Origin of the sequence: Pseudomonas rustica, from assembly GCF_049959085.1 — a bacterium.
GTDB classification, from domain to species: domain Bacteria; phylum Pseudomonadota; class Gammaproteobacteria; order Pseudomonadales; family Pseudomonadaceae; genus Aquipseudomonas; species Aquipseudomonas rustica.
The window spans coordinates 1,193,060-1,212,622 of record NZ_CP188200.1 but is presented as its reverse complement, the minus strand read 5'-3'; the positions used below and the strand labels follow the sequence as shown (position 1 = coordinate 1,212,622).

The window sequence follows — 19,563 nt, the reverse complement described above, 5'->3', positions numbered from 1 at the left end:
GCCAACGGTTCAAGAGCGGCTCGCATGTCCCATAGTCCGACCGCGAGATAAGTGACGTCGATGCGATCATTGGGCAGGATCACTGGCATACGCGCGAACCGAAGATCATCTGAGAATGGCAACGTGACGAATTTTTTTCCAGCCTCGATGAGGCCTAGATACGCTACTCATCAGTTGATAAGGCTGGGTTGGGATTGCTGATTAAAACGGAAGTGGGTAGGACGCGTCAGCACGTTTTTCAGGTGTGCATTCAGATCATGTCATTTCAAGCTTGGGGATCGCCTCCACGAGATTTTCCACATGCTCAGCATCTTACCTATCGCTAGCTGCGCCAAAACATCGTAAGCATAAGCGTAATCGGGTTGAACGGTTCGCTAGCCCGGTTGTCATTAAATCTACATATTGATATCTGCAAAGTCAGATAGTTTGCGGTTGGTCAGGTGTCACTTGATGGTGATCAATTGGGAAGAGTTTTTTCTTGCCATTTATCTGACTTATCAGATTATTTCAACATTGACGTTTTTTGAGGCGGCAACCCGTCGATCGATAGAGGTATATCAATGGCTAGCGAAGGCAACGATGTGTTTTTGAAAGATGAGCTGCATGCCAATGGCAATTTGGAGCGTCTGGTGTTTCCGGCCCGACGTGACCAGTTGGAAGCATCCCCCACTCCAAAATCTGGCGCAGCGATACCGCTTCAGCATTCGGCTTCGAATGAAGATTTCAGGCTCGACTATGAAAGAGAGGCGATAGATCAGATAAAGAAAGGGCTTCAGGCGTTGGGCGGAGAGGTGACGGATATCGAATCCGTTATAGCCAAAACGAGTCTATCAAAAGCTCAGGTCTTGGAGTGCTTTGGAAACATGCATTCCGTTGTCATCGCCTTGGTCGAGTCGCTCGCGACTGAAATGTCCGCTCCGCTAAAAGTGACAGCGACAGTCCCACCGCTTCGCGAAATTCTCCATAAGTTTGGCAGCCGGATCACCATGGAGGATTCCAAATGGCAGTTGAACGGGCTTTATAGAATCGCGCTTACGGAATCCATTAGAAATCGAGAAATAGGCGAAGAATTCTATCGTCGTGGGCCTGGATTGCTGACTAGTGAACTGTCGGATCTGATTAAGCGATATCAAGCCGAAGGTGAGGTGCGTGATGGCGACAGTTACATCCTCGCCAGCCAATTCATGGCCATTCTCAGGCTAAATCTGGAACCTCGCGAAGAAGCTGATGCGGATGGTCACAGCGATGTTTCGAAGATTGTCGATATGTTTTGTTCAGGCATTCAGAAAGGAGTAAAGCCATGCGCAAGCTGATGACCAAAATACATGCACTGGCCTCCAATCGAGACGCGGTGCCCAGGGGAACTCGCGACGGTCTTTCCCACATAGCTGGCGTCCCTGACGAGCTAGCGATTGAGATCGACGAGAATGGATCCCCGATCACGGCCAAAGAAGCTACGTGGTTTATTTGTTTCGTCCCTGGTTTACAAAAACAATGGTGGCATCGCTTTACCAATGCGAAACACAAACATGTGTTTGCGATGCGCAGGGTCGACGACAACACATGGATTCTCGTGGAACCCTGGTGGACACGATTGATGGTTAATGTGCTGACTCTCGATGAGGCCGTGAAATTTCTGCGTTGGGGTTCCGTCGGCGACATAATAAAGGTTCGTGAGAATATTCCTGGTAAGGGCAGTCAGGCTCGCGGTTGGTCTAATTGCGCTGTTTTGATGTCTTTTTTGTTAGGGCGGTCTTACTGGACATGGACGCCACATGGCCTATACAGACGACTGATGGCGGAGCAGGAAACGACATCTGTCGACCTATCGAGCTTCTTGTCCGAGCATCTGGAATGGCTTGCCAACAAGACAGCGGACGAAGCGATAAATCAGCACTTGGTGGCCAAGTCGGATTCACTTAGTGACGCTTTACTAAGCATCGGCACAGGAATCGTAAAGGCCTCAATTTCACCGACTGCCAATGGTCTTTACAAAGTTGCAGTGTCAGAATCCAGTCGATTCAGGGAGGCTGCGGAATCCTACTGGAAGTTTGGCCCAAATCGAGCAATCGAGCAGGTTCGGAAGCAGTTGGAGTTGGCAAAACGGAGGGGGGAGATCCACATCGAGGATTGCGCTTTGGCAGCTCGTCAATTTGTAGCCATGCTGCGCGGCGATCTACAGCTGAAGGTACTGTTTGGCGTATCCCCTTATCCCGGGGAACGTGAAATCCAAGTGCAAGTCCATTCTTCAGTGAAAACTTTTATGGACGGCGTTGCCTCGTAGAGCGGGACATCTTACAAATCACGAGGCCTCTTTTAGCGGCAACAGGCATTCTTCTACCCAAGATGATCAGGGAGAAGAATGCCTCCTTTCATTAGTAAATCTAGCGCTGCACCAGAGCGGGCTGCTGCTTATCCGTCCTTCCCCACCCTCCTCCCAACGCCTTGATCAATCCGACGTATGCTTTGGCCCGAAGACCCGATACCTGCGTCTGAGCCAGCTGGGCAGTTAAATTGGTACGCTGTGCGTCAATGCTTTCGAAGTAACTGGTCGAGCCGTTGCTGTACCGAGCATTGGCCAATGAAGCAGCCCTTTCCGCTGCTTCGACCGCCTGATTGTGAAAAGCCAGTTCTCGGTTCAGTGTGCCAATGTTGCTGAGGCTGTCCTCAACCTCTTTGAAGCCAATGAGCACTTGAGTCCTATACGAGGCGACCGCGCCGTCATACTGCGCATCCGCCCTATCCAGATTAGCCTGGTTACGCCCGCCATCGAGTATCGGCGCGTTTAATACCGTCCCAACCAACGGCCCCAAAAGCCAGCTACGGCTGGACCATTTAAACAAATCACCCAAATCACTGGATTCGAAACCGCCTGAGCCGGTCAACACTAGCTTAGGAAAAAAGGCGGATTTAGCTACACCAATACGTGCGCTGGCGGCTGCCAATTGGCGTTGAGCCTGAGCAATATCTGGACGTCGCTCTAGCAAATCAGAAGGCAATCCGACTGGGATTTCCACTTCATTAAATTTCAATGGGGATACAGCCAGCGTGAGGTTAGCCGGCGGCTTGCCAAGTAGTACCGCCAAGGCATGGTCTTGCGTCGAACGCTCCCGTTTAGCCGCTTCCAAAGCAGCCTGTGAGGTCGCTAATTCGGTTTGAGCTTGGGCTGTTTCAAGGTCACTCTGATCCCCCGTGTCGAACTGGCGCTGAACCATTCGTAGCGATTCACGGCGAAGGTCAATGGTGTTTGCCAAAATGGCAAGTTGGCTGTCCAGCGTGCGCAGACTGAAATAGGTCTGCGCGACATCCGCTTGCAACGCAAGCAACACTGAACGGTAGGCCGCCGCCTCCCCCATAGCGTCCAAAGTAGCGGCTCGGTTGTTATCTGCCAGCCCACCGAACAAGTCGACTTCATAAGAAGCATTCGCCTGAGCCCGCAGAGATGTCTCCGACGAATCCTGAGTTCTTTGACGAGTAGGACCTGTGCCTAAATCCACCTGCAATCTGCTGTCTGCCTTTACCATCCCGGCCAAGGCTCGTGCCTCCTTTACCCTAGATAGCGCCACTGTCAAGGAAGGGTTGGCCCGACTGGCCTCATTGACCAACTGATTGAGCTGCTTGTCACCAAATACCGTCCACCATTGACCGCGATCCATTGCGTCGGAAGGCTCTCCGACTTTCCAGCGATAAGCGTTTTCTTGAGCTATTTCACGGTAATTCATTGGAACATCGACCGGGACGGTTTCAGCGGGCTTGCTCAGGGAGCAGCCTGCCAAAATCACGCTAAGACTTAAAAGGCTGCACAATGATTTGGCATATCCCATGACTTACACCTCCCCTGCGACGGCGTGCGTGGCTGAACCGTACGCCGGCGTTTCCGCCGCCGCAGGGCGACGAGTGAATTGTACTGATAGGTGACGCAGGAGCACGTAGAAAACCGGTGTCAGGAACAAGCCGAAAAACGTCACGCCGATCATCCCGGTGAAAACGGCTACGCCCATGGCATGACGCATTTCCGCACCGGCGCCGCTTGATGTTATTAGGGGCACAACGCCTGCGATGAAGGCGATCGAAGTCATCAGGATCGGGCGCAGGCGCAATCGCGCCGCTTCGATGGCGGCTTGGCGTATCGAACGTCCCTGATGCTCCAGTTCATGAGCGAACTCGACGATGAGTATCGCGTTCTTGCAAGCCAACCCGACTAGCACCACGAAGCTGATCTGAGTGAACAGGTTGTTGTCGCCACCAGTAAGCCATACACCTGCGATTGCGGACAGAATTCCCATCGGAACGATCAGCAAAACGGCCAGCGGGAGTGTCAAGCTCTCGTACTGTGCGGCTAACACAAAGAACACCAACAACATGGACAGCGGCAGAATGATGAACAACGTGTTGCCGGCAATCTTGTTCTGATACGTCAGTTCGGTCCATTCGTAGCCGATGCCACGGGGCAGCGTCTCTGAGGCGATGCGCTCAATTGCTTGTAAAGCCTGACCACTGCTGTAGCCCGGCGCCGGGCCGCCGCTGACATCCGCCGAAGGAAAGCCGTTGTAGCGCATGGCTTGGTCCGGACCGAAGGTTTGGGTCATTTTTAAGACGGACGCCAACGGGACCATGTCGCCTTTGTCATTGCGGGCCTTGAGCAGGCCGATGTCTTCGGCGTGGGCGCGAAATTGCGCGTCCGCCTGGACCTTGACCTGGAACGTGCGGCCGAACTTGTTGAAGTCATTTACGTACATCGAGCCCAGGTAGATTTGGAGCGCCTCGAACACCGATGGGATGGACAACCCCAGCTGCTGGGCCCGTGTGCGGTCGACGTCGGCATACAACTGCGGCACATTCATCTGGAAACTGGAGAACACGCCGGCCAGTTCAGGAGCTTGCTTGGCCTTGGCCATGAACGCTTGCAAGGCCTCATTGAGCGCCGGGGTGCCGAGGGCGGCACGGTCTTGCAATTGCAATTTGAAGCCGCCGACGCTGCCCAGCCCGGAGACTGGTGGCGGCGGGAACACGGCGGTATAGGCGCCCTTGATGCCCGCGAATTTGGCATTGAGTTGTGCGGCGATTTCATTGCCAGTCATGCCCGGATCTTTGCGCTCGGCAAAATCCTTGAGCACGAAAAAGGCGACGCCGGAGTTAGGGCTGCTGACAAAACCGTTGATGGACCAGCCGGCATAACCGGTGACGGCTTCCACACCGGGCTGGGCGAGTGCCGTGGCGGTCATGTCACTGAGGACTTGTTCGGTGCGATCCAGCGAGGCGGCGTCCGGCAACTGGACAAAGCCCACCAAGTACTGTTTGTCCTGTGGCGGAACGAAGCCGGCCGGCACCTTACTGAAAATGAACACCGCCGCGACCACCAGTACCGCGTACACCACCAGTGACAGCGACTTGCGTTTGAGCACCCGGGAAACACCGGTGCCGTAGTTGTCAGACGCACGACCAAACCAGCGGTTGAAGTGCTTGAAGAAGCCGCCGAAGACTCTATCAAAAGCCTTCTGAAACGCGTCTTTCGGCGCATCGTGACCCTTGAGCAGCAAGGCCGCCAGTGCCGGCGAAAGGGTCAGGGAGTTGAACGCAGAGATGACCGTGGAAATCGCAATGGTTAAGGCGAACTGCTTGAAAAATTGCCCGCTCAAACCACTGACGAAAGCCAGCGGAACGAACACCGCGCACAAGGTCAGCGCGATCGCGACAATCGGCCCCGAGACCTCGCGCATGGCCTGGTAGGTAGCTTCCCTGGCCGACAGGCCGAGGGCGATATTTCGCTCGACGTTTTCGACGACCACGATCGCATCGTCGACCACCACGCCAATGGCGAGCACTAGACCGAACAGGCTCAGCGCGTTGATCGAGAACCCCATGGCCAACATGATCGCAAAGGTGCCCACCACCGACACCGGCACCGCCAGCAACGGAATGATCGATGCCCGCCAGGTTTGCAAGAAAATGATGACGACCAACACCACCAGCAAGATGGCTTCCAGCAACGTATGGATGACGGCATCGATGGACGAACGAACAAACTGTGTCGGGTCGTAGATCACTTGGTAATCCACGCCCTCGGGCATGTCTTTTTTCAGCTCGGCCATCGTTTTGCGGACGTTGTCGGAGATCTGGAGAGCGTTGGAACCGGGCAACTGATAGATCAGAATCGCGTTCGCCTGTTTGTTGTCCACCAACGTGCGCAGGGCGTACTCTCCCGCCGCCAGCTCAACCCGCGCAACGTCACGCAGACGTGTGATTCGGCCATCAGCCGAGGTGCGCACGATCACATCGCGGAATTCATCCTCGGTAGTAAGACGACCTCGCGCGTTAACGGAAATCTGATAGTCGACCCCAGGTACGGATGGCGAAGCACCGACCACGCCTGCCGCCGCATTGACGTTCTGATCCCGAAGCGCTTGCACTACATCTCCCGGCGCCAGATTACGCGAAGCGAGCTTGCGCGGATCCAGCCATACACGCATCGCATAATCGCCTGAACCCGCCACCTGAACCTGCCCAATACCCGGAATGCGAGCGAGCTGGTCCTTGATATTGAGAAGCGAATAGTTACGAAGATACTGCATGTCATACCGGTCGTTGGGGGACCGCAAATGCACGACCATGGTGAGGTCTGGAGAACTCTTGAGCGTGGTGACCCCCAACCGCTGCACAGCTTCGGGCAGGCGTGGCAACGCCTGATTTACCCGGTTCTGTACCATTTGCTGTGCTAGATCGGGATTGGTTCCAAGCTTGAAGGTGACGGTCAGGGTCAATTGACCGTCCGGCGTCGCCTGAGAGTTCATGTACAGCATGCCCTCGACACCGTTGATCTGCTCTTCAATCGGCGTGGCGACCGTTTCCGCGATAGTTTGCGGATGTGCACCAGGATACTGGGCTTTAACCACGACAGATGGGGGTGCCACATCCGGATACTCAGAAATCGGCAGATTAAAAATCGAGATCAGACCCGCGATGAAAATGATCGCCGACAGAACCCCAGCGAAAATTGGCCGATCAATGAAAAAGCGCGAAATGTTCATGAATACTTCCCCTCGACGCGCGTGTTCAAGAATTGTCTGCCGGACGTTGTCTATCCGCCGCAGTCATGCGCACTGCCGGCTGTGGGTCAACCGAATCGTTAGGCCGTATCTTTTGCTGACCTTCAACAACGATGCGCTCACCCTTACTCAGACCAGATCGCACGACGCGCAGGCCATCGATGACCGGGCCCAATTGCACTTCGCGGTAAGCCACCTTATTGTCCGCCGCGATTACAAAAACGTACTTTTTCGACTGGTCAGTGCCAACCGCACGGTCATTGATCAGCGTTGCAGATCGAGAGGCGGCCTCACCGGTGCGCACTCGCGCATACATGCCCGGGGTTAATTCGCCGTGTACGTTGTCGAAAATCGCGCGAACCCTGAGGGTTCCTGACTGCCGATCGAGTTGGTTGTCCAGGGACTTGATTCGACCGACATAGGGGTAGTCCACTTCATTAGATAACCCCATGAGCACCGGAAGCTTTTCCACGCCTGTACTGCCCTTTGCACCGTTACGGGCGTAACGGATGAAGCTGGCTTCATCGAGTTCGAAATTCACATACACGGGAGAAACTGAAACGAGGGTGGTGAGAATCGGGGCGTCCGGGCCGGTGCCCACAAGGTTGCCGACCGTAAGCTCCGCCCGAGAAACACGACCGGTAATGGGCGCCGTGATAGTGGTGTATTGCACATCCAATTGGGCGCTCTGAACCTCGGCCTGGGCCGCGCTGAACGCCGCCTGTGCTTCAAGCACAGCGTTGGCGCGTTCGTCTTGCTCACGTTGGGAAATGGCACGCTCGACGATCAACTTGCTTGAACGAGCCAGTTCAGTTTTGGCCAGAGCTAGCCGCGCCTTCGCACTGTCGAGTGAGGCTTGAGCCTTGGCCAGTGTGGCCCGATACGGACGCGGATCGATGGTAAAAAGCGGCGCGCCTTTCTCGACGACCTCGCCTTCTTGGAAATGCACTTGATCAATGGCGCCAGTAACCCGTGGTCGTATTTGAACGTGTTCGATGGCCTCGATACGGCCAGAAAAATCGCTCCATTCGACAACAGGCTTTTCGATGACTTCCTCAAACGTAATGGGCGTCACCTGAACGGGGGACGGGATAGACGCCGCATCGGCGTGATGCTCATAGTAAATACCCACTCCCAGCACAGTGAGAAAGAGAGTGGCGCCTAGCGATGCCTGGCGTTTTTTGTCCACCAATTGCGATGTTTTCATCATGAATCTCATAAGAGGAAAATTGAACATCGCTGATGGAACAATACCGTCACAAGCCAGCGAGATTTTTCAGGCCGCAACATTATGTTTTTAGTTGATCGATCTAAATATCCAATTCCATTCAAAATCTACATACCAATCCAATATTTCATGATGCGAGTTGGATTGAGATAGAGATCACTTTCTTCTAGGCAAAAAAAAGACTCGCTATACAAGCCGAGTCAAAAAAGGGCATTACACTAACCACCACGGTTACCCTAAACCTAGGTGTGCACGCATTAGCGCGAACTGGCCTAGCAATACTTCTCTAAAAAACCAAAACCGGGATCGAGATTCCGGCGGTCGAATCATACCCGTCCGCGCCGGGGCTACAACATCCAATATGCATTTTCTTGACTAGACCGCAGCGAAGTTTCCACTCATGACACGAGTGGTCTACCATTTTTCGCAAAAATTGGATATCGCTGCCCACATCGAATGCACATAACCTATAGATGAGCAATTTAGCACCGAAGATCAAAATTCGATTATTTAGAGCACCTTGTATATATCGGTGCGAGGAGTTAGTAATGGTCATCGCCGCGTCAAATACGATCACAATCCATGCGATGCCTGGCAAGAGTGACGTCGTCGGCGCGTGGCTAGAGAATATCGTATCTAGCTTGCAAGAAACCTCCGGCTGCCTTTCGTATTCAGCAGTCCAAAGCCACAGTGAACCTGACCTTTGGCTAGTCACCGCACACTGGTGTACGTCCCAAGCCATGGAATCTCACTTTCGAAGCCCTGCGCAGGAAAAATACAGCGAGCTTATGGGTCTCAAGGTCGTTCGAAGTCTCGAATTCAACTGTCACTCACTCATTCAATAGACGCTTAACCTATGAATATCAACGAGCGGGTTCTATGCGAATTTGACCTAAATATGGCCATCACCTTCCTCGTACTTTTTCGCGAGAGAAACGTTACCCGCGCAGCCGCGTGCATGAACGTGGGACAACCTGCGGTTAGTGGATCACTAGCGCGACTGCGCTCCTATTTTGATGATCCGCTGTTTATAAGAATAAAATCGGGAATGCGCCCGACGCAAAAAGCCACCATACTAGCCTCAGAACTGTCGCCTGCAATGAATTGTATCGAAGCAGCGCTCAAGCGTCTTAGGTAAAACTCTCCACACAGGCGAATGGTGCACCTAGCGCGCTAACGCCCAAGTTGATACCAATTAATACACACAACTTGGCGGCTTAGCTAAACAATTAGAAACATTGATATTAGCCTAACAAATTGCAAGCCCTCACAAACCAATTTGTTATGAAATTTCCACTCTTTATTACCTTTCATCCGTTGTCGGCGCATGCTGAAAAAACTTTATTTGGTTGCAGCTACACTCACACAGCCGCACCTAACTTTCCCATTTTCATCCAGGCGATATTTCAAAATGCTCAAGCCATCATCAGAAATACCCGCGAACACTCTCGCCGCGCGCGTACATCACTTCGGGGGGCCCGAAAATATTGTTGTAGAAGAAATCCCTACCCCTTCCCCAGAGCGCGCTCAAGTCCTCGTCAAAGTAGAAGCAGCTGGCGTCGGACCTTGGGATGGATGGATCAGAGGAGGGAATAGTGTACTACCACAGCCACTGCCCCTCACTTTGGGCTCAGACCTCTCGGGAGTCGTAGTGGCAGTGGGATCAGACGTTTCGGATTTCAAGGTGGGCGACGGCATATTTGGAGTGACCAACAAGCGGTTCACCGATGCATATGCCCACTACGCGATTGCTCAAGCCGACATGATTGCGATCAAGCCAGCCTCACTTGACGCCATCGAAGCCGCCTCCATTCCGGTGATAGCCGTGACCGCGTGGCAGGGCTTGTTCGATCACGCTCACGTTAAAGCGGGTCAGACCGTTCTGATTCACGGAGGAGCTGGTGGTGTCGGGGCTTACGCTATCCAGTTCGCCAAAAAAGCAGGTGCGCGAGTCATCACCACATCCTCCGCCAAAGACGCCGCCTATGTCCGAACACTGGGCGCAGATGTAGTGATTGATTACAACAGCGAACGCTTTGAAGCTATTGCCAAAGACGTTGATGCCGTGATCGACCTAGTGGGAGGGGACACTCAGACGCGCTCATTTCCAGTGCTCAAACAGGGCGGTTTTTTGATTTCTGCCGTCTCAGCACCCGATCAGGATTTGGCAAAAAAACATGGTGTCACCGCGATGTTTTTCCTGGTGGATGTGACCTCCCAGGTACTGACAGCGATAGCGAAACAGATCGATGAGGGCGGTATTACCACCAATGTCGGCCCGATTTTCCAACTCGACAAAGTAAAAGATGTTCACGAGATTTTGGAAGGCAAGCGCCCCCGGCCAGGCGGAAAAATCGTCATTACAATGGCTCCCCAGACCCAATCCTGAGCAACACTTGGACAGATAACCTTTCCTGACTCTTCACTTCACCTTGCACCAGAAGGCGTCCATTATGAAATTCAGAAAACTGGTATTAAGCGCGTCGTTGATGTTTGTTTGCGCGACCTCGCAGGCCGATGACAATTCGAACAGACCACATGAAACGGTAACACCGAACTTCATGAAAGAAATCCCCAATATCCCGGGTAAGTCGCTGGTTGCAGCGGTGGTCACATACCCGCCTAATGGCGCATCTCCTTCCCATCATCATGCTAAGTCGGCGTTTATCTATGCGTACATTCTTGAAGGAGAAATACGCAGCTCCGTGGATGGATCAGCACCAAAGATCTATAAGGTTGGGGAAAGTTTTTATGAGGTTCCTGGCTCGCATCATGCCATCAGCGAAAACGCCAGCAAGACGAAGCCCGCCAAGCTTCTCGCGGTATTCGTAGTGGACAGTGAGGACAAGAAACTGACCCTCCCAGACGGTCAGTAATGGCTATCCTGCTTTAAATCAAAACTCATTGCGGGTAGGCGGAGGATTGAATCTCTCGCGGATTGCTCCGTTGATCGTCAAACCGACGTAAAAAGATTGATTTATCTGCATTGTCAGATATTATCCGCATAACTCAAACGCGGCGCTCCTACTTCAGGTTCACCGCGTTTTTAATGTCAATTTATCTGACATGTCAGATAATCAAAATGTATTTTCCCGGGAGACAGCATGTCCTCTACGACGGCCCCGACAGCACCTGCTCCGCTCACCGGCGTGAAGTTCCTGTTGGGTGCATTAGCAGTATCGCTGGCCACCTTCATGAATGTGCTTGATTCATCGATCGCCAACGTGGCGATTCCAACCATTTCAGGTAATTTGGGCGTTTCGGTGGATGAAGGCACTTGGGTTATCACCTTGTTCGCCGCCGCCAACGCCATATCCATTCCCCTTACTGGTTGGCTCTCCCAGCGTTTGGGGCAAGTCCGTTTGTTCGTCATGGCAATTTTGCTGTTTTCCTTCGCATCCTGGCTATGCGGCGTAGCACCCACCCTGCCGATTTTACTTGCAGCACGAGTATTACAAGGTGTGGCCGCCGGGCCCTTGGTACCCCTTTCCCAAGCACTGCTGCTGGCCACCTTTCCGAAAAGCAAAAGCTCCAGTGCACTGTCTCTCTGGGCAATGACGGCTACGGTCGGTCCTATCGCAGGCCCGGCGCTGGGCGGATGGATTACCGACAGCTATAGCTGGTCTTGGATCTTTTACGTCAACATTCCGGTGGGAATGTTTGCCGCGGGCGTGGTTTGGATGATCTATCGCGACCGTGAAACTCCAGCGCGACGCTTGCCGTTCGACGTCGTAGGCTTGTTGTCACTGATTGCCTGGGTCGGTTCGCTTCAGATCATGTTGGACAAGGGTAAGGATCTAGACTGGTTCGACTCGCCAACAATCTGTGCGTTGGGAGCGTTCGCCTTGGTCAGCTTTGTGTTCTTCCTGATTTGGGAGCTAACCGCAAAAAAACCCATTATCGATTTACGCCTGTTTACCCGACGCAACTTCCTGGGCGGTACGATTGCTATCTCGGTGGCCTATGCGGTGTTCTTCGCCAACCTTGTGCTGCTGCCGCAGTGGATTCAGGGCTACCTAGGCTACCGTTCGGTGGACGCGGGGCTGGTGACCGCGCCTCTTGGAATCTTCGCGGTAATTCTCGCCCCTGTGATGGGCAAAATAATGCCCAAGGTGGACGCGAGAGTACTCGCCACCTTGGCTTTCTTGGGATTTGCTGGCGTGTTCTTCATGCGCTCGCACTACACCCTTGGTGTTGATGCGTACACGCTGGTACTGCCTACATTGCTCCAAGGCATTCCGACCGCGCTGTTCTTCGTCCCGCTGACTGCGATCATCCTCTCTGGGTTGCCCCCCGAAAAGATCCCCGCCGCCGCCGGTCTTTCGAATTTCGCTCGGGTATTTGCAGGAGCGGTGGGCACGTCGCTACTAACGACCGGCTGGAACAACCGAACGATTGAACACCACGCACAGTTGGTCGAGCATCTAACGATCTACGACCCAGGCTTTATGCGATCCATTAGCGCAGTGCAGCATACGCTGAGTGGCGGTGTCACTCAGGCACTGGCGGTCACGGAGAAACAGCTCAATTCACAGGCCGCGATGCTGGGTATCAATGACATGTTCTGGCTATCGGCCGTCGTCTTTATCCTGATCATTCCATTGATCTGGGTGACGCACCCCAATCGAGCAGCCGGCGGCGCTGCCGCGAGCGCTGGTGCCCATTAACGGGTTAGACTTGCTTGTCGGTTATCGACCAGCCGTCTTTTGAATCCCCCCAACGCTCGCGGAGTTGATGTGAAGCACTACAACAAGCGGAATTTCACGCTGAATCAGAGTATTGGATTTACCTTGGCTAAAGCACGCAATCTCGTAACTGCTGAAATTGATTCAGCACTCAAGGATCACGGCATAACCAGCCAGCAGATGGGTATATTGCTCTCGCTCAACCGTGGCCTCGCGAGCACGCCATTTGAATTATCAACGTTGCTCGGCATAGACACTGGTTTGATGACTAGGATGCTGGACAAACTGGAAGACAGAGACTTGTTGAAAAGATCTCGAAGTGATGAAGATCGCCGCATTTTCAACCTTGCTTTGACTACCCAAGGTCAGGAGTTAGCTGACAAAATTCCTGAAGTTGTCCCCCCTGTGCTTAATCACAGATTGAGAAATTTCAGCTCGGAGGAGTTCAAAGAGTTTCGACGTTTGCTCGAAAAATTTATAGAATGTTAAATAATAAATACATTCACTTGGATAAGAGCTGAACCTCTACTGCGCATGCTGGGCAATTGCACTTACCCAATCTAGCTTTGGCCGAAAATATGCACTCCGCACCAAACATATATATTAAAATCAAGTCACGCGCAATAATTGCTTACCGATAAAACTCCACATAAAAGGTAACCTCTCCCAAAGGTTTGACTTGATGAATCACAGTCGGTTCCACCACACCAAAATTCTCTACACTAAGCACAAGCTTCTCCTCTGGATTGGAAATGATATAAAGCAACTCGCCTTCTAACACTACTATTTTCCCCCAAACACCTTGTTTTGTTTGGTGATCATTAAGCAATCCAGCTGGAACACTCCGCTCAGTAAAAATCGGGGTTTTCTTATAAGCGGTGAGTTGATCAGGGATATTTTTCATGCATGCTGGCTCCTCTAGAATATTATTATGTTATATCGGAACAAAATTCAAAAAACCCAATAAAATCAATATTAAACGTTATCAAATTCTTGGAGTTTTAATTGAGTATAGACGCCCGAGCAATTCACGGACTCATATTCTCAGTTCTTCAAAACTGCCATCCGCTTTTCGTATTCTCAAGGATGCTGACCGCCCAAAAAGCTCCTTACGAGCGAACTGGATAATTTCCGCAAGCGAATCCGCCCGGCCCATAGGGCGAACAGAGTTCCCTTTGAACATCACCCAACCCTCGACAGCTTCTTCTACTCGGTAAATCTGCATAGCCAAACGCCTTTTTAATTATGAGAGGTGGACTATTAGCAAGTTTCGTTGCGCTTTGACAGAGCGCGGGATTAATTCTTAAAACACATTCGTAGCGCCAAGACGTCACCTATTGTCAGAAGGTGCTGCCTATTTAATTACTCATCTGGTTTGGTAAACGAGGGCCCCCACCCAGCGCATGCATCCTATGTTTAAGGTTACTGCTTTCGCAAGCCTGGTGAGATGACGATGCCCCGCACTACGCCTTCGATAAATGGCAGACTTCAATAACATTACAAAACATGAGTACCTCTCTGGGATTGCTTGGTGGCAGCGCGCATGCAGATATTCAGCCGGATCGGACTGAGGTGTATAGCTCAAGGCATTACTGATATTGCCACGCTTCAAATTAGAAAAATTCATTATTTATAGGTGGTCACACCCGAAAAAATCTTTCACTTAAGCCGCTCTTGCCTTGAGCTTTCCAAGGAATATCTCCAATTCTCGGCTCAAGGGTTCTCCTTTGCGCAGCACGATGCCGAAAGGACTGAGTTGTTCTTCGATCTCAAGGTCAAGAGCGGTAAGCAATCCGGTATGTATATAGTCACGCACAACCGTATCAGTGAGCACAAGTATCGCGTCGGTGATCTGTACCAGTTGCAACATGGCGAATACCGAACTGCACTCGATCACATCGTTGGGCGATGCCACATCCAGTCGCTCAAATGCGCGCTCCAACGCTACGCGTGCAGGACTGGTATCGGGTTGCAGAATCCATGGCCACGCATCGACCAGCTGCGCCAAGTCAGGCGTCGCCTCATGGGTCAACGGATGCCCGGCACGTACCACGACGGTCAGATGTTCGTTGCCCAAAGCCTCAAAATCAAAGCGTTGACGATCCTCCACACTGGACAGTCGTGCCACCGCTACATCGATTCTGCGCTGGTCGAGCAGTTCGCTGAGCTGGTCGCTGGTATCGCCCATGATCCGCAGGCGCAGCAACGGATGGCTAGCCTTCATATCCGCGATGGATTGCACCACCAAATCCGGAACTGCGCCCATGATTGCGCCGATGGAAAGATAGCCGTAACCGCCGGATTGACGATCGGCCAAGTCTTCTGCGCAGCGTTCCAGGCCATTGAGCGCGGCTCGGGCAAAACGTAACAGTTCTTCACCTAGAACCGTGGCCCGCACGCCTCGGGATTGGCGTTCGAACAAGGTGCAGCCAAAGGCCTGCTCAATTTCCTGAAGCATCCGCGTGGTCGCCGGTTGCGACATGTTCAGGCTCTCGGCTGCGCGGTGCAGATTCTGGCTGTTACCCAAAGTCACGAGCATCAACAGGTGTTTGTAACGCAGGCGATTGAAGAGGCTTCGAGCGGTGATGGTGGAGGGCATGGGCGGATCCGTTTGGGTTTCTGCGATGCGTGCAGGGTATCGCATCACGGAAAAGCCCTATTGGATTTTATAAAAATGCCTTGTTATTCATTAACGGTTAATCAATGTCTTACCTCTAAGCGAGTTGCCCAATGAATCAGCCCTACAACGGCCCCATCGTTGACTGTCATATCCACTTGTTTGACCCAAACCGCGCCGAAGGCATTCCGTGGCCCGTGCCGGGCGACAGTATCTACTCCCCGCATTTACCGGTCGATTACTGGCAAACCAGCGCGCTGCATGGCATCACTTCGGCCATCGCAGTTGAGGCGAGTCCATGGGTTTCAGATAATCGCTGGCTTCTGGATACCGTGCGCCACGACCCTCGAATGCTCGGCTTCGTCGGCAATCTCGACCCCGCGGCGAAGGACTTCGGCCAGGAGCTGGAGTGGCTCGCAGCCGCGCCAAAATTTCTCGGCCTGCGATACGGCAATCTGTGGGACCGTGACCTACTGCTCGATCAGGACAAACCAGGGTTTATCGACAATCTCGCAATCTTGGCCGACAGCGGACGCAGCCTCGACAGCGCTAACCCCGACACCCGCCTGCTGGAAGGTCTGTTGCGTTTGAGCGATAAGCTTCCGCAACTGCGGATCATCGTCGATCACCTGCCCAATGCCCACGTGCCTCCGGGCGAGGAACAGGCATTTGCCCATCAAGTGCGGATCCTAGCCGAGCGGCCAAACGTGTTCGCCAAGCTTGCCGAAATTCCGCAAAAAAATGAGCGCGGCGTTGTTTTCGAAGCCGAGTTTTACCGGGATCGCCTGGGCTTGCTGTGGGAAGCATTCGGAGAAGACCGCTGCTTCTTCGGCAGTGACTGGCCAAACAGCGAACAACTGGCCAATTTCAGCGACACGCTGGGTCTGGTACGCGCCTGCTTGGCCAACTATTCGCTGAAGGCTCAGGAAAAATTCTTTTATCGCAACAGCGCTCTTGCGTACGGCATCAGCCTCGCCGCTGATTGAGCAGCCATCGTGTCGTCCAGAGCAGGGATCGCTCCGGATATTGCGATCGATACCCTGAGCGCATCGGTACCAAGGTTATTCGAATTAGTCGGCATCATTCATTCTTCGTAGACTCGCTGCCATACCCCATGGCACTCAACGACGGGTGCCCTCAGCGCCTCGACAAATCCAATAAGGAACCGGCGTGAAATTATTTGACTGGCCCAGTCCTGCTGGCTGCGCAAACGATTGCTCAACGTTGACCACCCTCTCCCGTATTTCCGCTCGCCGGCCGCTCGCGCGAACACCGCCAGTGCCGCGTCCGACTACAGATGCCCGACTTTTTCAACTTCCCTACTAAGGAGCGTTTCATGAGCACACCCACCATCAAACATGTTCGTGCCTTCACCCTCACCGGAGGTGGTGCCGACTACCACGACCAAGGGGCGGGTCACTGGATCGACGATCACATTTCTACGCCGATGGGGCGCTACCCGGAATACCGCCAGAGTCGTCAGAGCTTCGGCATAAACGTCTTGGGGACACTGGTGGTGGAAATCGAAGCCAGCGACGGCACGGTTGGCTTCGCGGTAACGACCGGTGGCGAAATGGGTGCGTTCATTGTCGAGAAACACCTAGCGCGCTTTTTGGAAGGTGCCAAGGTAACCGACATCGAAAAGATCTGGGACCAGATGTACCACGCCACTTTGTATTACGGGCGCAAGGGCATCGTCCTGAACACCATCTCCGGTGTTGACCTAGCCCTGTGGGACTTGCTCGGGAAAATTCGCCAAGAACCGGTGCATCAATTGCTCGGTGGCGCTGTACGCGATGAGTTGCAGTTTTATGCCACGGGCTCACGCCCGGACCTTGCAAAGGAAATGGGTTTCATCGGCGGCAAGATGCCGTTGCAGTATGGCCCGTCGGAGGGCGAGGAAGGCCTGCGCAAAAACCTCGAACACCTGGCCAACATGCGCGAAAAGGTAGGCGACGATTTCTGGCTGATGTTCGATTGCTGGATGAGCCTTGACCTCAACTACGCCACCCGCCTAGCCAAAGGCGCCGCTGAATTCGGTCTGAAATGGATCGAAGAGGCTCTGCCGCCAGATGACTACTGGGGCTATGCCGCACTGCGCAAGAACGTACCGAGCGGCATGCTGGTTACCACCGGCGAACATGAAGCCACGCGCTGGGGCTTCCGCATGCTCCTGGAAATGGGCTGCTGCGACATCATCCAGCCAGATGTCGGCTGGTGTGGCGGCATCACTGAACTGATCAAGATTTCGGCCTTAGCCGATGCGCACAACGCGATGGTCGTGCCCCACGGCTCGTCGGTCTACAGCTACCACTTCGTGATTACCCGAACCAACAGCCCGTTCGCCGAATTCCTCAACATGTCACCTAAATCCGACCAGGTCGTGCCGATGTTTTCGCCGCAATTGCTTGGCGAGCCGGTACCGGTCAACGGCCGAATGCGCGCCTCGGCCCTCGACAAGCCTGGCTTTGGCGTGGAACTGAACCCGGCCCTAGTTTTGAACCGGCCGTACGTACGCTGATTGAGGATTGCCGCCATGCAAACACGCGCTTTTCGCATGAACGTTCATCAAGGCCGAGAACAGGAATACCTGCGCCGCCACAATGAAATCTGGCCACAACTGGTGCAGTTGCTGCGCCAGGCAGGGATCGAGGATTACCGAATTTTTCTCGACGAACCGAGCGGCGCGTTGTTTGCCGTGATGACGCATCAGGATCTGCATGGCCTGGATGAACTGGCTGCCCAACCGGTAATGCAGCAATGGTGGCAACACATGCGCGACATCATGCCCAGCCACGCGGACGGCTCGCCTGTAGCCGTTGATCTGAGGCCGATGTTCACCCTGCCAGCGCTTTAACCCAGAGCCGATGCAGAGCAGCGGCCCTTTATTAATAAAAATAAGAAGGATGTGCGACCTTGGAAATCATTTTTTTGGGTGTGATTCTGCACTTCATCGGTGGCTTCGCCTCCGGCAGCTTCTATATCCCGTACAAGAAAGTTGGGGGTTGGGCCTGGGAAAGCTACTGGATCACTGGGGGCCTAGTGTCCTGGCTGGTGGTGCCGCTGATTGCCGCGCAACTGACCGTGCCGGGCTTCATCGACATTCTGCGAAACGCCAATGGCGTCACCCTTTTCTGGACCTACTTCTTCGGCGTGCTGTGGGGCATCGGTGGGCTGACGTTCGGCCTGACCATGCGCTACCTCGGCCTGTCGTTGGGCATGTCGCTGATCATGGGCCTGACCTCGGCGCTCGGCGCACTGATGCCCCCTATCTACCGCGACCTTTTTACCGATGCGAAAGCCGGAACCTTCAGTGAAATGGTCGCCAACCCAGGCGGGCATTGGGTACTGATCGGCGTGGTGGTATCGCTGGTGGGCATCGCGTTGTGCGGACGTGCCGGGCTGATCAAGGAACGTGAAGTGCCGGACAGCACCAAGTTCGAGAGCGTGAAGGAATTCTCGCTGGCCAAAGGCGCCGTGGTGGCGCTGATCTCCGGCGTATTGAGCGCCTGCTTCAGTTACGGCATTTCTGCCGGCCAACCTCTGGCAGAAGCTGCTATCGCGCACGGTGCCAACAGCCTGTTCCAGAACAACGTGACCTTCATGGTCATCATGTGGGGCGGCCTGACTACCAACGGCATCTGGTGCATGTGGCTCAACTACCGCAACCGCACATTCGGCGACTACACCAATCGTGCCACGCCGCTCTTGCGCAACTACCTGTTGGTGGCTACCGCCGGCACCCTCTGGTTCCTGCAATTCTTCTTCTACGGAATGGGCGCGAGCCGCATGCACAACGACGCTAGTTCGTGGGTGCTGCACATGTCCTTCATCATCATCGTGTCCAACTTCTGGGGTTTGTATTTCCGCGAATGGCAAGGCACCAGCGCCGCCAACAAGGGCGTACTGATGCTTGGTATCGCCGTGATCCTCGCTGCCATTGCCATGGTCGGCTACGGCAACTACCTCGGCTGATTTCTACTACTA

Annotated in this window: 18 protein-coding genes; 12 read left to right on the top strand and 6 right to left on the bottom strand. The window is 53.7% G+C overall.

The window, feature by feature from the left end:
* Positions 1-560 precede the first annotated feature (560 nt).
* Complete coding sequence (locus ACP3TY_RS05725; protein WP_426619441.1) at positions 561-1,313, top strand: TetR/AcrR family transcriptional regulator C-terminal domain-containing protein; 753 nt, start codon at positions 561-563, stop codon at positions 1,311-1,313.
* Complete coding sequence (locus tag ACP3TY_RS05720; RefSeq protein ID WP_426619440.1) at positions 1,301-2,284, top strand: TetR/AcrR family transcriptional regulator C-terminal domain-containing protein; 984 nt, start codon at positions 1,301-1,303, stop codon at positions 2,282-2,284. The genes ACP3TY_RS05725 and ACP3TY_RS05720 overlap by 13 nt, the downstream gene beginning before the upstream one ends.
* Before the next feature lie 100 nt (positions 2,285-2,384).
* Here the strand turns inward: ACP3TY_RS05720 and ACP3TY_RS05715 are convergent, their stop codons facing one another.
* Genes ACP3TY_RS05715 through ACP3TY_RS05705 form a run of 3 tightly spaced genes read right to left on the bottom strand, consistent with a single transcriptional unit; the run spans position 2,385 to position 8,253 of the window.
* On the bottom strand, positions 2,385-3,824 hold the full coding sequence (locus ACP3TY_RS05715) for an efflux transporter outer membrane subunit (RefSeq protein ID WP_426619439.1): 1,440 nt from the start codon (positions 3,822-3,824) through the stop codon (positions 2,385-2,387).
* A 3-nt stretch (positions 3,825-3,827) separates the two neighbouring features.
* A complete protein-coding gene (locus ACP3TY_RS05710; RefSeq protein WP_426619438.1) occupies positions 3,828-7,028 on the bottom strand; it encodes an efflux RND transporter permease subunit in 3,201 nt (1,066 codons plus the stop codon).
* 25 nt (positions 7,029-7,053) lie between these two features.
* Positions 7,054-8,253, bottom strand: coding sequence for an efflux RND transporter periplasmic adaptor subunit (locus ACP3TY_RS05705; protein ID WP_426619437.1), 1,200 nt, complete (start codon positions 8,251-8,253; stop codon positions 7,054-7,056).
* Between the two features lie 494 nt (positions 8,254-8,747).
* Between ACP3TY_RS05705 and ACP3TY_RS05700 the strand changes: the two genes are divergently transcribed.
* From ACP3TY_RS05700 to ACP3TY_RS05675, 6 genes are all read left to right on the top strand, one after another.
* Positions 8,748-9,119, top strand: coding sequence for an antibiotic biosynthesis monooxygenase family protein (locus ACP3TY_RS05700; protein ID WP_426619436.1), 372 nt, complete (start codon positions 8,748-8,750; stop codon positions 9,117-9,119).
* A gap of 11 nt (positions 9,120-9,130) precedes the next feature.
* A complete protein-coding gene (locus tag ACP3TY_RS05695) occupies positions 9,131-9,412 on the top strand; it encodes a LysR family transcriptional regulator (RefSeq protein WP_426619435.1) in 282 nt (93 codons plus the stop codon).
* Between the two features lie 189 nt (positions 9,413-9,601).
* The gene (locus ACP3TY_RS05690; protein ID WP_426619434.1) at positions 9,602-10,663 is read left to right on the top strand and encodes an NADP-dependent oxidoreductase; all 1,062 of its coding nucleotides are present in this window, start codon (positions 9,602-9,604) and stop codon (positions 10,661-10,663) included.
* 64 nt (positions 10,664-10,727) lie between these two features.
* Positions 10,728-11,150, top strand: coding sequence for a cupin domain-containing protein (locus ACP3TY_RS05685; RefSeq protein WP_426619433.1), 423 nt, complete (start codon positions 10,728-10,730; stop codon positions 11,148-11,150).
* 228 nt (positions 11,151-11,378) lie between these two features.
* On the top strand, positions 11,379-12,941 hold the full coding sequence (locus tag ACP3TY_RS05680) for a DHA2 family efflux MFS transporter permease subunit (RefSeq protein ID WP_426619432.1): 1,563 nt from the start codon (positions 11,379-11,381) through the stop codon (positions 12,939-12,941).
* A gap of 69 nt (positions 12,942-13,010) precedes the next feature.
* On the top strand, positions 13,011-13,448 hold the full coding sequence (locus tag ACP3TY_RS05675; RefSeq protein ID WP_426619431.1) for a MarR family winged helix-turn-helix transcriptional regulator: 438 nt from the start codon (positions 13,011-13,013) through the stop codon (positions 13,446-13,448).
* Between the two features lie 142 nt (positions 13,449-13,590).
* Here the strand turns inward: ACP3TY_RS05675 and ACP3TY_RS05670 are convergent, their stop codons facing one another.
* The 3 genes from ACP3TY_RS05670 to ACP3TY_RS05660 form a co-directional block, all read right to left on the bottom strand.
* Positions 13,591-13,863 (bottom strand): DUF1971 domain-containing protein, encoded by a 273-nt coding sequence (locus tag ACP3TY_RS05670; RefSeq protein WP_426619430.1) that lies wholly within the window; start codon positions 13,861-13,863, stop codon positions 13,591-13,593.
* Between the two features lie 132 nt (positions 13,864-13,995).
* The gene (locus ACP3TY_RS05665; RefSeq protein ID WP_426620435.1) at positions 13,996-14,142 is read right to left on the bottom strand and encodes a hypothetical protein; all 147 of its coding nucleotides are present in this window, start codon (positions 14,140-14,142) and stop codon (positions 13,996-13,998) included.
* A 480-nt stretch (positions 14,143-14,622) separates the two neighbouring features.
* Positions 14,623-15,558, bottom strand: coding sequence for a LysR family transcriptional regulator (locus tag ACP3TY_RS05660; protein WP_426619429.1), 936 nt, complete (start codon positions 15,556-15,558; stop codon positions 14,623-14,625).
* 131 nt (positions 15,559-15,689) lie between these two features.
* On the opposite strand from ACP3TY_RS05660, the gene ACP3TY_RS05655 reads away from it, so the two are divergent.
* The 4 genes from ACP3TY_RS05655 to rhaT all read left to right on the top strand — a co-directional run bounded on the left by ACP3TY_RS05655 (position 15,690) and on the right by rhaT (position 19,551).
* Positions 15,690-16,562 carry an amidohydrolase family protein gene (locus ACP3TY_RS05655; RefSeq protein WP_426619428.1) on the top strand — a complete coding sequence of 291 codons (873 nt, stop codon included), beginning with the start codon at positions 15,690-15,692 and terminating at the stop codon, positions 16,560-16,562.
* A 350-nt stretch (positions 16,563-16,912) separates the two neighbouring features.
* Entirely contained in the window at positions 16,913-18,097 is a 1,185-nt protein-coding gene (rhmD, locus tag ACP3TY_RS05650) for an L-rhamnonate dehydratase (protein WP_426619427.1), read from the top strand.
* Positions 18,098-18,112: 15 nt separating this feature from the next.
* The gene (rhaM, locus tag ACP3TY_RS05645; protein WP_426619426.1) at positions 18,113-18,433 is read left to right on the top strand and encodes an L-rhamnose mutarotase; all 321 of its coding nucleotides are present in this window, start codon (positions 18,113-18,115) and stop codon (positions 18,431-18,433) included.
* A 59-nt stretch (positions 18,434-18,492) separates the two neighbouring features.
* Positions 18,493-19,551, top strand: a complete 1,059-nt coding sequence (gene rhaT, locus ACP3TY_RS05640; RefSeq protein ID WP_426619424.1) for an L-rhamnose/proton symporter RhaT — start codon at positions 18,493-18,495, stop codon at positions 19,549-19,551.
* Positions 19,552-19,563 lie beyond the last annotated feature (12 nt).

What these genes read in the sequence shown, in the direction of transcription:
- ACP3TY_RS05725 (WP_426619441.1), top strand. Translation starts at nt 561, where the DNA reads ATGGCTAGCGAAGGCAACGATGTGTTTTTGAAAGATGAGCTGCATGCC.
- ACP3TY_RS05720 (WP_426619440.1), top strand. Translation starts at nt 1,301, where the DNA reads ATGCGCAAGCTGATGACCAAAATACATGCACTGGCCTCCAATCGAGAC.
- ACP3TY_RS05715 (WP_426619439.1), bottom strand. Translation starts at nt 3,824, where the DNA reads ATGGGATATGCCAAATCATTGTGCAGCCTTTTAAGTCTTAGCGTGATT.
- ACP3TY_RS05710 (WP_426619438.1), bottom strand. Translation starts at nt 7,028, where the DNA reads ATGAACATTTCGCGCTTTTTCATTGATCGGCCAATTTTCGCTGGGGTT.
- ACP3TY_RS05705 (WP_426619437.1), bottom strand. Translation starts at nt 8,253, where the DNA reads ATGAAAACATCGCAATTGGTGGACAAAAAACGCCAGGCATCGCTAGGC.
- ACP3TY_RS05700 (WP_426619436.1), top strand. Translation starts at nt 8,748, where the DNA reads ATGAGCAATTTAGCACCGAAGATCAAAATTCGATTATTTAGAGCACCT.
- ACP3TY_RS05695 (WP_426619435.1), top strand. Translation starts at nt 9,131, where the DNA reads ATGAATATCAACGAGCGGGTTCTATGCGAATTTGACCTAAATATGGCC.
- ACP3TY_RS05690 (WP_426619434.1), top strand. Translation starts at nt 9,602, where the DNA reads ATGCTGAAAAAACTTTATTTGGTTGCAGCTACACTCACACAGCCGCAC.
- ACP3TY_RS05685 (WP_426619433.1), top strand. Translation starts at nt 10,728, where the DNA reads ATGAAATTCAGAAAACTGGTATTAAGCGCGTCGTTGATGTTTGTTTGC.
- ACP3TY_RS05680 (WP_426619432.1), top strand. Translation starts at nt 11,379, where the DNA reads ATGTCCTCTACGACGGCCCCGACAGCACCTGCTCCGCTCACCGGCGTG.
- ACP3TY_RS05670 (WP_426619430.1), bottom strand. Translation starts at nt 13,863, where the DNA reads ATGAAAAATATCCCTGATCAACTCACCGCTTATAAGAAAACCCCGATT.
- ACP3TY_RS05665 (WP_426620435.1), bottom strand. Translation starts at nt 14,142, where the DNA reads ATGTTCAAAGGGAACTCTGTTCGCCCTATGGGCCGGGCGGATTCGCTT.
- ACP3TY_RS05660 (WP_426619429.1), bottom strand. Translation starts at nt 15,558, where the DNA reads ATGCCCTCCACCATCACCGCTCGAAGCCTCTTCAATCGCCTGCGTTAC.
- ACP3TY_RS05655 (WP_426619428.1), top strand. Translation starts at nt 15,690, where the DNA reads ATGAATCAGCCCTACAACGGCCCCATCGTTGACTGTCATATCCACTTG.
- rhmD (WP_426619427.1), top strand. Translation starts at nt 16,913, where the DNA reads ATGAGCACACCCACCATCAAACATGTTCGTGCCTTCACCCTCACCGGA.
- rhaM (WP_426619426.1), top strand. Translation starts at nt 18,113, where the DNA reads ATGCAAACACGCGCTTTTCGCATGAACGTTCATCAAGGCCGAGAACAG.